The sequence below is a fragment of the Xanthomonas codiaei genome (assembly GCF_002939785.1).
Taxonomy (GTDB): Bacteria; Pseudomonadota; Gammaproteobacteria; order Xanthomonadales; family Xanthomonadaceae; genus Xanthomonas; species Xanthomonas codiaei.
The window spans coordinates 230,481-243,716 of the sequence record NZ_MDEC01000003.1 but is presented as its reverse complement, the minus strand read 5'-3'; the positions used below and the strand labels follow the sequence as shown (position 1 = coordinate 243,716).

Genomic DNA, 13,236 nt, shown 5'->3' with positions numbered 1-13,236 from the left:
CGCGCACAGTTCGCCGTGCGCGATAGCGCGATCGTGCGTGCGAGTGCGCAGCTGCGCAATCCGCATGCGACGCTCACCGCTACGTGTCGAGGCGGCGGGCGATCGACTGAGCGGGTGCATCTGTTTGCCGGCCGCTTCCGTACAGGGTCACGACTACACACGGAGATTGATGCGTGCCGAGTTCCGGAACCGACCCACACCCCGCCTCGCCCCGGTCCGGTCTCTCGCGTCGGCGCGGTGGAGTCGCCGGCCGTCTGGGCAGCCTGCGCCGCTGGGTGGATTCGCAAGCCGATGGTCCGCTGGACGAGGCGCGCGCCGACCGCATCGACTGGCTGCGCGCCCTGCCCTTCATCGCGCTGCACCTGGCCTGCCTGGCGGTGTTCTGGGTTGGCGCCTCGTGGTTCGCGGTCGGTACGGCGCTGGCGCTGTATGCACTGCGCATGTTCGCGCTCACCGGCTTCTATCACCGCTACTTTTCGCATCGCGCATTCAAGACCTCGCGCGTGCTGCAGTTCGTGTTCGCGGCCATCGGCGCTACCTGCGTGCAACGTGGGCCGCTCTGGTGGGCCGCGCATCACCGTAACCATCACCGGCATACCGATACCGGGCGCGATCCGCATTCGCCGGCCCAGCACGGCTTCTGGTGGAGCCACACCGGCTGGTTCCTGACACCGCGCAATTTCCGCACCGACTGGGAGGTCATCCCGGATCTGCGTCGGTTTGCCGAGCTGCGCTTTCTCGACCGCTTCGACATCGTGATGCCGGTGCTGCTGGCCGTGGGCCTGTACCTGCTCGGCAGCTGGCTGGAACGTGCTGCGCCGGGGTTGCACACCAATGGTCCGCAGCTGCTGGTATGGGGATTCGTCATTTCTACCGTGGCGTTGTTCCATGCCACATTCACCATCAATTCGCTGGCGCACCGTTTCGGCAGCCGGCGTTTCGACACCCGCGACGACAGCCGCAACAACTGGCTGCTGGCGCTGCTCACCTTCGGCGAAGGCTGGCACAACAACCACCACTTCTATCCCGGCTCGGCACGCCAGGGCCTGCGCTGGTGGGAATACGACGTGACCTGGTACGGACTCACCGCGATGTCGTGGCTGGGCCTGGTCTGGGATCTCAAGCCGATGCCGGCGTCGCTGGTCAGCCGTGGTCAGCGGGTGAACCCATGAACGAGCGCAGGATCGCCGTGGTCGGCAGCGGCATTGCCGGCCTGGGCGCGGCGTGGCTGCTGTCGCGGCGCTACGAGGTCACGGTGTTCGAAGCCGCCGATTACTTGGGCGGGCACACCCACACCCACGACATCCAATTGGACGGCCGGCACTACGCGGTGGACAGCGGCTTCATCGTGTTCAATCCGCAGCACTACCCGCTGCTCACGCGCATGTTCGCCGAGCTCGACGTGGCCGCGCAGCCGACCACGATGAGCTTTTCGGTGCACGATGCGCGCAGCGGGCTCGAATACAACGCCGGCACCTTGAACGGGCTGTTCTGCCAGCGCCGCAACCTGCTCAGCCCACGCTTCTGGGGCATGCTGGCGGACCTGCGCCGTTTCTATCGGCAGGCGCCGGCGGTGCTGCACAGCGACGAGCGTTTCAGCACGCTGGGCGCGTATCTGCAACGGCACGGCTACGGCGCAGCATTCCGCGATCAACACCTGGTACCGATGGCGTCGGCGCTCTGGTCTTCGCCCTCACAGACCATTCTCGAATTTCCGATGGGCCAGTTGATCGGCTTCATGGCCAACCACCACATGCTGCAACTCAGCGGGCGGCCGCAGTGGCAGGTGGTGCGCGGCGGCTCCAACAGCTATGTGCGTGCGCTGCGGCGGCGCTGGCAGGTGCTCGAGCGCCTGTCCACGCCGGTGCATGGCATCTGCCGTACGCCCAATGGCGTGGTGGTGAGCTCGCTGCGCGGGCAGGAACACTTCGACGAGGTGGTGCTGGCCTGCCACGCGGACGATGCGCTGGCCTTGCTCAGCGATGCCTCCGAGGCCGAACAGCAGATCCTGGGCGGCATCACCTACCAGAACAACGACACCGTGCTGCATACCGATGCCAGCATCCTGCCGCGCGACCGGCGTGCCTGGGCGGCCTGGAACGCGCATGTGCCGGCCGACCCGCAGGCGCCATGCACGGTGAGCTACTGGATGAACGCGCTGCAATCCATCGACGCACCGCAGCCGTTCATCGTCTCCCTCAACCGCGACCACGACATCGACCCGGCCAAGGTGCTGCGGCGCATGCGCTACCGGCATCCGGTACAGAACGCCGCCGCGCTGGCGGCGCAGGGCCGCAAGGCCGAGATCCAGGGCAGGCAGCACACCTGGTTCGCTGGCGCTGCATGGGGCTTCGGCTTTCACGAAGACGGCCTGCGCAGCGGTGTCGATGTCGCCCACCAGTTGGGAGTGAGCTGGTGATGCAGCTGCTGCGCGAAGCCAGCACCGATGCCGTGCCGCTGCCTCCCGGTGAGGACAGCGGTGCCGGCAGCGTGGCGGGTGGCTTGCGCAGCGCGGTCTACACCGGCTGGGTGCGACATCGGCGGTTCGCGCCCAAGCCGCTGGACTTCCGTTACCGGCTGTTCCTGCTGTATCTGGATCTGTCCGAGCTGGATCGGGTCTTCGCGGGCCGCTGGCTGTGGTCGGTGGGGCGCGCCAACCTGGCGCAGTTCCGCCGCAGCGATTACCTGGGCGACCCGGCCATTCCACTGGATCAGGCCGTGCGCGACTGCGTGCAGGCGCACACCGGGCAGCGCCCGGACGGTGCGATCCGTCTGCTGACGCACCTGCGCTACTTCGGCCATGTGTTCAACCCGGTGAGCTTTTACTACTGCTTCGACCGCCATGAGGGATTGCGCTGGATCGTGGCGGAAATCACCAACACGCCGTGGCAGCAACGCCACGCCTACGTGCTGCCGGTGGCGCAGGCGCGCACCCATCGCGATGTGCATGCCTGGCGCTTCGACAAGCGCTTCCATGTCTCGCCGTTCATGGGCATGCAGCATCGCTACGACTGGCGCTTCAGTGTGCCGGATGCGCAACTGCGCGTGCATATGGACGTGCTGGACGCCACCGATGCTGCCGCTGACCGCGCGATCGACAACGGCGATACGCGCCGCTTCGATGCCACGCTGGTGCTGCAGCGCCAGCCACTGACCGCGCGCACCCTGGCGCGCACTCTGCTCGCCTATCCCCTGATAACCGTGCAGGTCGTGATCGCCATCCACTGGCAGGCCTTGCGCCTGTGGATGCGCGGCAACCGTGTGCACGACCACCCCCACCCGCCTGTGCGAGATCGCCGATGAACGCCACGTCCCTGCCCGACTCCGCCATACCACGCGCGGCCTCCTGGACGGACCGCCTGTTGCGCAAGCGCCTGCTGGCCACGCTGGGCGAGCTGCACGACGGGCAATTGCAGCTGCACGATGCCGACGGCATCACCACGCTGGGCACTGCCAGCGGCGCGGACGCGCTGCAGGTGCAACTGCACGTCAGCGATCCGGGCTTCTACCGCCAGGCCGCGCTCAACGGCAGCGTAGGTGCCGGCGAGTCGTATATGGACGGGCAATGGCGGTGCGACGATCTGGTCGGGCTGATGCGCGTGCTGTTGCGCAATCGCGACCGCCTGGATGCGATGGAAACCGGCACCGCGCGCCTCGGCGGCTGGGTCATGCGCAGCCTCCACGCGCTGGCCCGCAATACCCGCAGCGGCAGCCGGCGCAATATCGCCGCGCACTACGACCTGGGCAACCCGCTGTTCGAGCTGTTCCTGGACGCCAACCTGATGTACTCGTCGGCGATCTTCGTCGATGGCGAAGAAGCGCTGGGTGAGGCGGCGCTGGAGCGCGCGGCCACGCGCAAGCTCGAACGCATCTGCCAGAAACTGCGCCTGGGTCCGCAGCACCACGTGATGGAGATCGGCACCGGCTGGGGCGGCTTCGCCCTGCATGCCGCGCGCGAGCACGGCTGCCGCGTCACCACCACCACGATTTCGCGCGAGCAGTTCGAGCTGGCCATCCAACGGATCGCCGAGGCCGGCCTGAGCGAGCGGGTTACCGTATTGTTGAGCGACTACCGCGACCTGCAGGGCCGCTTTGATCGCGTGGTCTCGATCGAGATGATCGAGGCGATCGGCCACCAGTATCTGGAGACCTACTTCGCCAAGGTCGGCAGCCTGCTCGCCGACGATGGCGAGGCGCTGATCCAGGCCATCACCATCGAAGACCATCGCTACAAGCAGGCGCTGCACTCGGTGGATTTCATCAAGCGGCACATCTTTCCCGGCAGTTTCATTCCGTCGGTGGCGGCGATGACCGGCGCGATCGCCAATGCCAGCGATCTGCGCCTGTTCCATCTGGAAGACATCGGCCCGAGTTATGCGCTGACCCTGCGCGCGTGGCGGCAGCGCTTCATGGCGCAGCTGCCGCAGGTGCGCGCCCTGGGCTACGACGAACGCTTCATCCGCATGTGGGAGTTCTACCTGGCCTATTGCGAAGCCGGCTTCCTGGAACGGTCGATCGGCGATGTGCATCTATGGCTGAGCAAGCCCGGTGCGCGCCCACCGCAGTTCGTGCCCGGTCTTGCCAACGCATGAAGCAGCTGGGCAACTATCTCGGCCTGCAGGTGCTGTGGGTGGTGGCGGTGGCCGCCGCCGCGCACGGGCGCGTGTGGCCAACGCTGCTGATATTGGCGCTGTTCGCGCTGTACCAGCTGTGGCCATCGCGGCGTGCGCCGGGCGATGTGCCGTTGCTGATCGCCGCGTTGGCGCTGGGTTTGCTGCTGGACACCACGCTGGCGGCAGGAGGCTGGGTGCGTTACGCCGCGCCCTGGCCCGGTAGCGTGCTGGCGCCTGCCTGGATCCTGGCGCTGTGGCTGGGCTTTGCGCTCACGCTCAACCATTCGCTGCGCAGCGTGATGCGCTATCCGGGGTTGGCGGTGTTGCTTGGCGCCATCTTCGGTCCGTTTTCCTACTGGCTGGCGCAACGCAGCTGGCACGCAGTGGAACTGTTGCCGCCGTTGCTGCATGCGGTCCTTGCCGTGGGCATCGGCTGGGGCGTGGCATGCGGCGTGTTGTCGCTGTATGCACGGCGTCTGGCGCGACCATTGCCGCACGACATGACCGGAGAACTGCAATGACTGTGTGGCCGCTGCTGCATGTGGGCGTATTCGCAAGTGTGGTGATGCTGCTGGGCTGGCTATGGCAGCGCCGCAGCGGCAATGCCGGCCCGGTGGATGTGCTGTGGGCCGCGTGCCTCGCGGTGGCTGCGCCGTACTGCGCGTGGATGTCCGACGGTGCGTTGCTGCCGCGCGTGTTGGTGGCCATGCTTGGCGGTCTGTGGGGCGCGCGTCTGGCCTGGCATCTGGGCGTGCGCGTGTTCGGCGACCCGCACGAAGACGGCCGTTATCGCGCCCTGCGCGAGCACTGGAACGGTGACCAGCGCAAGTTCCTCGGCTTCTTCCTGGCCCAGGCGGTGGTGGTGGTGCTGTTTGCGGTGCCGTTTCTGGCTGCGGCCAGCAATCCGAAGCCGGCATGGAGCCTGTGGAGCACGCTGGCGGTCGTGGTGTGGTTGATCGCAGTCGGCGGCGAAGCACTGGCCGACCGGCAGCTGTCTGCGCACAAGGCCGACCCGGCCAATCGCGGCAAGACCTGTCGCAAGGGCCTGTGGCGGTATTCGCGTCATCCCAATTATTTCTTCGAGTTCGTGCACTGGTTCGCCTACCTGGCATTGGCGGTCGGCGCCGGGCCGTGGCCGGTGGCGCTATGCGCGCTCGGGCCAGTGACGATGTTCGCGTTCCTGTATCGCTTCACCGGCATTCCCTATACCGAGCAGCAGGCATTGCGCTCGCGCGGCGAGGACTACGCGCAGTACCAACGCACCACCAGCGCGTTCTTCCCGCTTCCCCCTTCGTCCTGAGTTGCCTGGAGAGTCGCATGTCCACCATCACCGCCCCGCCCTCCTCGCTCCCGGACGAAGCGTTCGCCACGCGCCTGGCCGAATCCGGTGTACTGCCCGACGCCGCCCTGCGCTACGGCATCCGCCGTCTGTGCGCGCAGCGGCTGCGCGATGAGCGCGGCGGCGACGCCGATGCCAACGGCGAGCGCCAACGCGCCTTCATCGACAGCCTGCGCGCCAGTGCCATCGCGATCGAGACCGATGCGGCCAATCGCCAGCACTACGAATTGCCGCCGCAGTTCTTCACCCTGTGCCTGGGCAAGCGCTTGAAGTACAGCAGCTGCTACTGGGACGCGAGCACGCCAGACCTGGACGCAGCCGAAGAACGCATGCTGGCGCTGTACGGGCAGCGCGCCGAGCTGGCCGATGGCCAGCGCATCCTGGAGCTGGGTTGCGGCTGGGGCTCGCTGACGCTGTGGATGGCCGAGCGCTATCCCACTGCCACGATCACCGCAGTGTCCAACTCACGCCCGCAGCGCGCGCACATCCTGGAGCAGTGCCGCCTGCGCGGGCTGGACAACGTGCAGGTGATCACCGCCGACGTCAACGCGCTGGCGCTGCCGTCGGGTACGTTCGACCGTGTGGTGTCGGTGGAGATGTTCGAACACATGCGCAACTACCGCGAGCTGCTCGCGCGCGTGGGCAGCTGGCTGGCGCCGGGCGGCAAGCTGTTCGTGCACATCTTCTGCCACCGCGACCTGGCCTATCCCTTCGAAGTGGCCGGCGAAGACAACTGGATGGGCCGGCACTTCTTCACCGGCGGGCTGATGCCGGCAGCCGATACCCTGCTGCATTTCCAGCAGGACGTGGTCATCGAACAGCGCTGGCTGCTCTCGGGCCAGCACTACGAAAAGACCGCCAACGCCTGGCTGCACAACCAGGATCGCCATCGCACGCAGATCATGCCGTTGCTGCAGCAGACCTATGGCGACGATGCACAGCGCTGGTGGCAACGCTGGCGCATGTTCTGGCTGGCGTGCGCGGAACTGTTCGGCTACGACCAGGGCCGCGAATGGGGCGTGGCGCACTACCGCTTCGTCAAGCGCTGATCGCCGGATGCCGGCACGCCCGCGGCGGAATACCGGTTGCCGGGTGGCCTGGCTGTCCGGATACCGCTCGCATGCATCGGACATCGGAGTATCGGAGATGGCCGTGGGCTGGCGTACCACCTGCCCACGCATCGCCGTTTCAGTCCGTGTGAGCGTCGAGAGGTGCGCACACGCGTCGACGGCAACGCGCGCCAACGCCTCGCACGACAGCGCACCGGCTCCGCAGCACGAGCGGTTGACCGAGCGCAGTGGTGCTCGTGAGGTCATCGACAGCGCCTGCGCCCCGCAGTGACCGGCGGCGCCCGCCAGGTCGATCGCCGGGCACCACCTGCATAACCAAACTGCGCTCGTCGCGGCCGCCGCTCCGAATGACGGAGTCAGCCCGCCGCTGCAGTGATCACGATCTCCACTTTCCATTCCGGCCGCGCCAGCTTTGCCTCGACCGTGGCACGCGCCGGGGTGAATCCATGCGGCACCCATTCGTCCCAGGCCGCGTTCATACCGTCGAAATCGGCGATGTCGGCCAGGTAGATCTCCGCGCGCAGGATCTTGGTCTTGTCGCTGGCCGCCATCGCCAGCAATTTGTCGATCTCGCCCAGCACCTGACGGGTCTGGCCGGTGATGTCTTCGCTGGTGTCCTCGGCAATCTGGCCGGCCAGATAGCACACGCCGCCATGGACGGTCATCTCGGACATACGCGGACCCGCATCGAATCGCTGCAGCATTTCAGACTTCCTACGGTTGATGGACCCGGCCATTGTCACGCGAATGCGCAGCGCGTGCAGCCCCGCTGCGTACCAGGCGCGCAAGCCAGAGCCCGACGCGCACCATCCACAGCACGATCAGCACGATGGCGGTCTTCTGGCTGATGCCCAGGGGCGCGGTGCTCACGCTGACGTGGAACAGCAGCGCGGCAAACGCGGCACAGCCCACGCCGAATGCCGATGCGAAGTGCTGTCGCCATGCGCGATCACGCCGGAAATACCAGGATTGCAGCAATACCGCTGCGATCACGCACAGGAAGGTGGCATCGGCCGACAGCACATGCACCATTTTCGCCGCGTCAGGCGCCAGCTCCGGCATCCAGCTGTCGCCGATCGACACCGCGCACAATCCCAGCGCCGCCAGCCAGAACAGTCCCAGCACGGTGCGGCTGCGCGCGGCCGGCTGCAGCGCTGCATACAGCCCCAGCGCCAGCCATGCCATTGCCGCAGCCAACAGGCAATACGCGGTGCGCAGCAGCAGGCCATAGGCGCCGTGCAGATAGGCACTCAACTGCGCATCGATCCAGCGCAGGTCGCCACGCAGCCATTGCAGCACCAGCACCAGGCCGATGAAGGCGGCGCCGGCCACGGCAGCGAGCGCGCCGGCCCTGCCGCTCCAGGCGGGTAGATCTAGCGCTACCGGGTGCGCTCCCGGTACGCATCGCTCCGACGTGCTCATCCGCGGCCTGTCTGCCTTACAACCGTGACCTCGTGCATCCTGCTCCCCCGCGGCACGCGCATGCGCCGATGCCCTATGATGCGCGCGGCCGTCCCGGGCCGACAGGGGGGCAGCGCCCTCGAACCTGCGTTCACTTCTTCTCGGCACTCACGCGATCACGCTGCATGCACCTTCACTTCGCTGGCCCATGCAGACCCACCGCGCACGCGGCACACCGCGTGCATGCGTCCTACCTCCCTCTTGAAAAGACCCCGTTGCCCCCATGACGGATACCCCCGTGTCTTCCGAAGCGCCGGCCAGCGGCTGGCGGCGCGCCCTGCCGGTCCTGATCAGTCTGGCGATCCTGGCGATGGCCCTGCACGCGCTGTCGGCGCAGTTCACCGACCATGGCTATCGCCAGATCCGGCAGGCGTTCCGTGCGCTGGGGGCCGGGCAGATCGCCCTGACCTTGCTGCTGGGGCTGAGCAGCTACGCCTGCCTGGTGGGCTTCGACTGGGTGGGGCTCAAGCGCACCGGCAAGCGGCTGCATCCGGCTCGGGTGGGTATCACCGCCTTCATGGCGCACGCGGTCGGCCAGACCCTGGGCTTTGCCGCGCTCACCGGCGGCGCCGTGCGCCTGCGTGGCTACGGCAGCGTCGGGCTGACCCTGGCCGAAATCGGCCAGGTGGTGTTGATGAGCACGCTGGGCTTCATCTTCGGCGCCTGGGTGCTGCTCGGGTTGGCGCTGATGCTGGAACCGGAAGCAGCCGCGCGCGCCCTGCCGATCACCGCCGGGGGCATCCGCATCGCCGGCATCGCCCTGCTGGCCAGCTACGTGGCCATGCTGGTGCTGGTCGGCAGGCAGGGCCGCGAGTTCGGCCTGCGCAGCCATCGCTTCTGGTTGCCCGATCGCAATACCGTGCTCGGCGTCACCGCGCTCAGCCTGGTCGAACTGGGTCTGGCCGCGGCCGCGTTCTACGTGCTGCTGCCGCCGGACCCCGGCACCGGCTATTTCGGCTTCATCGGCATCTGGCTGGTGGCGGTGGTGGCTGGTCTGATCTCCACCGTGCCGGCCGGCCTGGGCGTGTTCGAGTGGAGCCTGCTCAAGCTGCTGCCGCACGTGACCCCGGCAGCCGTGCTGGCCGCGGCGCTGGCCTACCGCGTCACCTACTACATCGTGCCGTTGCTGATTTCGGTCGCCATGGCGGCGGCCTCGGGGCTGGGCGCGCCGGTCCGCGCCAGCGCCAGTACCGCCCGCACGGTGTGGAAGGCGCTGCGCCCGTGGTTGCCGCAGATCCTGGCGCTGGCGGTGTTTGCGGTGGGTGCGGCGCTGATGATCGACGGCACCCTGCCGACGCCGCGCGCGCGCCAGGACGTGGCGCCGCTGCCGCTGATCGAAACCTCGCACCTGCTGGTCAGCCTGGGCGGCATGATGCTGCTGCTGATCGGCCAGGGGCTGCAACGCCGCAGCCACGCCGCCTGGATGCTGGCGCTGGGCGTGTGCATCCTGTTGCCGCCGCTGTCGCTGCTGCGCGGCAGCCACATTTCGGTGTCGCTGTCGGCGGCGCTGGCCGCGCTGGCGCTGTGGGCGGCGCGGCGCGAGTTCTATCGCCAGGGCGCGCTGCTGGACGAGGCCTGGTCGTGGCGCTGGCTGAGCAATCTGGGTCTGGTGCTGGTGGCCACCTTCTGGCTGTTGTTCTTCGTCTACAGCCATGTCGAATACAGCAACGATCTGTGGTGGGAATTCGCCACCTCGGCCAATGCCCCGCGCGCGCTGCGTGCCGCGCTGATCCTGTGCGTGGGTGTGATCATGTTCGGCATGGCGCGCTTGCTGCGCGGCGGACGGCGCCCGATGCCGGCGGCCGATGCGCAGACCCTGTCCGCGCTGGCACCGATCCTGGAAAACAGCACCGACACCCAGGCCTGCCTGGCGTTGACCGGCGACAAGGCCTTCCTGTTCGACGGACAGAGCCGCGGCTTCGTGATGATGCAGCGCTACGGCGGTTCACTGATCTCGATGGGCGACCCGGTGGGCCCGCCGGAAGTGGCGCGTGCGCTGATCTGGCGCTTTCGCGAGGAAGCCGACCATATGGGTCTGCGCCCGGTGTTCTACCAGGTCGGCGAAAAATACTGGCAGACCTACCTGGACATGGGCATGACCCTGGTCAAGCTGGGCGAAGAGGCGATCGTGCCGCTGGAGAACTTCACCCTGGAAGGCCGCGACCGCGCCGAGCTGCGCCAGGCCTGGAACCGTGGCAAGCGTAGCGGCCTGAGTTTCCGCATGCTGCAGCCCGAGCAGGTGGACGCGGTGTTGCCGCGCCTTGCCGAGGTGTCGGAACAGTGGCTGGAAGAAAAGTCCGGCGAAGAGAAAGGCTTCTCGCTGGGCAGCTTCGATGCCGATTACCTGCGCCGTTTCCCGGTGGCGGTGGCCGAGGCGGAAGGCCGGATCGTGGCCTTCGCCAATGTCTGGTGGGCGCCGGCCGGTGGCGAGCTGTCGGTGGACCTGATGCGCCATAGCGCCGAGGCGCCGAAGGGCACCATGGACTTTTTGTTCATCGAGCTGTTCCTGTGGGGCCAGGCCAACGGCTATGCGCGTTTCTCGCTGGGCATGGCGCCGCTGTCCGGCCTGGCCGAGCACCGCCTGGCCGGCCGCTGGAACCGCTTCGCCAGTCTGGTGGCGCGCCACGGCGAGCGCTTCTATGGCTTCAGCGGGCTACGCCGCTTCAAGTCGAAATTTGCCCCGACCTGGCGCCCGCGCTATCTGGTTGCGCCGGGCGGCATGCATCTGCCGGCCGCACTGCTGGATGTGACCCGATTGATCTCGGTGGATCCTGGGCGACAGGAGTAAGGCCGCTCGATACCTGCGGTCTTACGCGAATGCCTCGCCCTGCTTCGGGCGCTTGCACGTGTGCCTGAAGGCAGTGCTTGCCGATCGGCGATCACAATCTTGAAAGCGCGGTGCCGCGTCCGGGGCCGGGACCGTGTGGCGGCATGGATGCCGCCACCGAGCCTCCAGGGACGGATTCACGGCGTGTTCCGGCACCGGATGCGGCGCCGCGCTGCCGACCGACCCCGCACACCGATCGATCTTGTGCACGACATCCAGAGTTCCACGCGACGCTTTGGTCTGCTTCGGGCGCTTGCACGCGCACCGGCGTGGGACACGCCGTAAGTACGTCCATGCAGGCTTTGGCGCGGCATCCATGCCGCTCAAGGTCCCGCACCGGCACGCGCGCAAGCACCACCGATTGTTATCGGTTGTGGAAAGAAATGCCGAGGACCTGCCAGGCTGGACGCAGGCCGAACCGAACGGCGACGACCGGGTTGTTGACCTGCATCGGCCCGACGTCGGGCCGAACCAGCTCACACACGCCCTACTCTTTACGGCTTCGACAGCGCGTGCAACTGTTCCATGATCACCTTGGCCAGGGTCGCGTAATCGCCCTTGAAATGGTGATCGCCCGGCAGCGCAACGCGCTTGACAGCGGTTGCGGGCAAGCTGGGGCACAGTGCGTCGTCGTCGTCCTGTCCATAGATGCAGACCGTGGTACCGGCCGGCAGGCGCTGCACTTCCGGCGCGATCGGCAGGCCCTCGTCATCCGAGCCCAGCCAGTTGCTGACATGGAATTCGTAGTCGGCCAGCTTGCCCACCGATAGCAGCGCGGTCATGCGGATGTTCTGCTTGGTCGGTGCGGGCAGTGTGTTGATCGCCGCCGGCAATACGTCGGCACCCTGCGAAAAACCGATCAACACCACGCGCTTGCGCTGCCAGCGTTGCGCGTAGACGCGTGCAATGCGGTCCAGATCGGTGGCAAAGCCCTGCGGAGTGCGCTCGGTCCAGAAATAGCGCAACGAATCCAGCCCCACCACCGGAATGCCCTGCGCGGCGAGCGCATCGGCCACTTCCTCATCCAGGCCCGCCCAGCCGCCGTCGCCGGACACGAAGATCACGAAGGTGTCGTCGTCGCTGTCGCCATCCGGCTTAGCCGGCAATTCCACCACCGGCAGATCGGCCAGCCCACCCGGCGGCGGCGGCAAGGCCACGCCCTTCTGGTCGCCCAGCGAACGGGCGGCCGCGCGCAGGCCGGGCAGGATGTCGCCCCGCGCAGAGCGCCTGAAGGTGCGCGCCTGCGGGATCTGCTTGAGAAAGGCCTCTTCGGCGGGCGCGGGGCACCGCGTGTCCTGGCTGCCGGCAAGCACCCACGGAATCTGCAGCGGCACCGGAATCAGACGATTGCTCCCTGGCTGCACGCCGGGCTGGCAGATCGCCTGATCGGACACCGCCGCCGGGCACACTCCGTCGGTGAGCACGCCGGCCAGCACATGCGGCTTGGCCTGTGCGCCAATCGCGTACGCCAGTGCAGCGCCTTCTCCATCGCCGACCAGCAGCGGCAGGCGGTAGGTGGGGATGTGATAGAAGGCCTGCAGATAGCGGGAAAAGTTCTCCACATCGCCGACCGAGAACGCGCAGGTGCCGCCGGCCTTGCGCAGCACCGCATACAGATGGGCGGTGTCCACCACGGCGACCATGGCGCCGTCGTCGCGCAGGGCCTGTGCCTGCGCCTTGCGCTGGCCGGCATTACCGGTGCCGGCCAGCCAGATCACCACGCGCTCAGGCTCGCCCTTGGGCATCAGCACCGGCACCTGTTCGAAGCGCCCGTGGCTGACCGGATCCGGGGCCTGCGCGGCAGCCATGCCCGACAGCGTCAACACCGCCGCGCCGCAGAGCGCGCTCCATCGTTCAAGTCGTCGCATGTCGCACCATCGGGGAAAGTGGTCCAAAGATAATCGTTCCGGCACGTAGCGCGAAGCG

Annotated in this window: 11 protein-coding genes; 8 read left to right on the top strand and 3 right to left on the bottom strand. The window is 67.6% G+C overall.

What is annotated here, in order from left to right; genetic code table 11:
- Positions 1 to 173 precede the first annotated feature (173 nt).
- From XcodCFBP4690_RS03585 to XcodCFBP4690_RS03555, 7 genes are read left to right on the top strand one after another with little or no spacing between them, the layout of a single operon-like run.
- Positions 174 to 1,172, top strand: coding sequence for an acyl-CoA desaturase (locus XcodCFBP4690_RS03585; protein ID WP_104539668.1), 999 nt, complete (start codon positions 174 to 176; stop codon positions 1,170 to 1,172).
- The gene (locus XcodCFBP4690_RS03580) at positions 1,169 to 2,419 is read left to right on the top strand and encodes an NAD(P)/FAD-dependent oxidoreductase (RefSeq protein ID WP_104539667.1); all 1,251 of its coding nucleotides are present in this window, start codon (positions 1,169 to 1,171) and stop codon (positions 2,417 to 2,419) included. The genes XcodCFBP4690_RS03585 and XcodCFBP4690_RS03580 overlap by 4 nt, the downstream gene beginning before the upstream one ends.
- Positions 2,419 to 3,303: a DUF1365 domain-containing protein gene (locus XcodCFBP4690_RS03575; protein WP_167394462.1), complete on the top strand. Its 885-nt coding sequence runs from the start codon at positions 2,419 to 2,421 to the stop codon at positions 3,301 to 3,303. Before XcodCFBP4690_RS03580 ends, XcodCFBP4690_RS03575 begins: the two co-directional genes overlap by 1 nt.
- The gene (locus XcodCFBP4690_RS03570) at positions 3,300 to 4,592 is read left to right on the top strand and encodes an SAM-dependent methyltransferase (RefSeq protein WP_104539665.1); all 1,293 of its coding nucleotides are present in this window, start codon (positions 3,300 to 3,302) and stop codon (positions 4,590 to 4,592) included. The genes XcodCFBP4690_RS03575 and XcodCFBP4690_RS03570 overlap by 4 nt, the downstream gene beginning before the upstream one ends.
- A complete protein-coding gene (locus XcodCFBP4690_RS03565; RefSeq protein WP_104539664.1) occupies positions 4,589 to 5,134 on the top strand; it encodes a DUF2878 domain-containing protein in 546 nt (181 codons plus the stop codon). Before XcodCFBP4690_RS03570 ends, XcodCFBP4690_RS03565 begins: the two co-directional genes overlap by 4 nt.
- On the top strand, positions 5,131 to 5,913 hold the full coding sequence (locus XcodCFBP4690_RS03560) for a DUF1295 domain-containing protein (RefSeq protein WP_104539663.1): 783 nt from the start codon (positions 5,131 to 5,133) through the stop codon (positions 5,911 to 5,913). The genes XcodCFBP4690_RS03565 and XcodCFBP4690_RS03560 overlap by 4 nt, the downstream gene beginning before the upstream one ends.
- 17 nt (positions 5,914 to 5,930) lie before the next feature.
- Entirely contained in the window at positions 5,931 to 7,001 is a 1,071-nt protein-coding gene (locus XcodCFBP4690_RS03555) for an SAM-dependent methyltransferase (protein WP_104539662.1), read from the top strand.
- 377 nt (positions 7,002 to 7,378) lie between these two features.
- On the opposite strand, the gene XcodCFBP4690_RS03550 is transcribed toward XcodCFBP4690_RS03555, so the two are convergent.
- Positions 7,379 to 7,726 (bottom strand): RidA family protein, encoded by a 348-nt coding sequence (locus tag XcodCFBP4690_RS03550; RefSeq protein WP_104539661.1) that lies wholly within the window; start codon positions 7,724 to 7,726, stop codon positions 7,379 to 7,381.
- A gap of 10 nt (positions 7,727 to 7,736) precedes the next feature.
- Positions 7,737 to 8,444 carry a DUF998 domain-containing protein gene (locus tag XcodCFBP4690_RS03545; RefSeq protein ID WP_104539660.1) on the bottom strand — a complete coding sequence of 236 codons (708 nt, stop codon included), beginning with the start codon at positions 8,442 to 8,444 and terminating at the stop codon, positions 7,737 to 7,739.
- 262 nt (positions 8,445 to 8,706) lie between these two features.
- On the opposite strand from XcodCFBP4690_RS03545, the gene mprF reads away from it, so the two are divergent.
- Entirely contained in the window at positions 8,707 to 11,271 is a 2,565-nt protein-coding gene (gene mprF, locus XcodCFBP4690_RS03540) for a bifunctional lysylphosphatidylglycerol flippase/synthetase MprF (protein WP_104539659.1), read from the top strand.
- Positions 11,272 to 11,804: 533 nt separating this feature from the next.
- Here the strand turns inward: mprF and XcodCFBP4690_RS03535 are convergent.
- On the bottom strand, positions 11,805 to 13,178 hold the full coding sequence (locus XcodCFBP4690_RS03535; RefSeq protein WP_104539658.1) for a virulence factor: 1,374 nt from the start codon (positions 13,176 to 13,178) through the stop codon (positions 11,805 to 11,807).
- Between the last annotated feature and the right edge of the window lie 58 nt (positions 13,179 to 13,236).

Coding starts and splice junctions, on each gene's coding strand:
- XcodCFBP4690_RS03580 (WP_104539667.1), top strand. CDS start 1,169: ATGAACGAGCGCAGGATCGCCGTGGTCGGCAGCGGCATTGCCGGCCTG.
- XcodCFBP4690_RS03570 (WP_104539665.1), top strand. CDS start 3,300: ATGAACGCCACGTCCCTGCCCGACTCCGCCATACCACGCGCGGCCTCC.
- XcodCFBP4690_RS03545 (WP_104539660.1), bottom strand. CDS start 8,444: ATGAGCACGTCGGAGCGATGCGTACCGGGAGCGCACCCGGTAGCGCTA.
- XcodCFBP4690_RS03555 (WP_104539662.1), top strand. CDS start 5,931: ATGTCCACCATCACCGCCCCGCCCTCCTCGCTCCCGGACGAAGCGTTC.
- XcodCFBP4690_RS03560 (WP_104539663.1), top strand. CDS start 5,131: ATGACTGTGTGGCCGCTGCTGCATGTGGGCGTATTCGCAAGTGTGGTG.
- XcodCFBP4690_RS03535 (WP_104539658.1), bottom strand. CDS start 13,178: ATGCGACGACTTGAACGATGGAGCGCGCTCTGCGGCGCGGCGGTGTTG.
- XcodCFBP4690_RS03565 (WP_104539664.1), top strand. CDS start 4,589: ATGAAGCAGCTGGGCAACTATCTCGGCCTGCAGGTGCTGTGGGTGGTG.
- XcodCFBP4690_RS03575 (WP_167394462.1), top strand. CDS start 2,419: ATGCAGCTGCTGCGCGAAGCCAGCACCGATGCCGTGCCGCTGCCTCCC.
- XcodCFBP4690_RS03550 (WP_104539661.1), bottom strand. CDS start 7,726: ATGCTGCAGCGATTCGATGCGGGTCCGCGTATGTCCGAGATGACCGTC.
- mprF (WP_104539659.1), top strand. CDS start 8,707: ATGACGGATACCCCCGTGTCTTCCGAAGCGCCGGCCAGCGGCTGGCGG.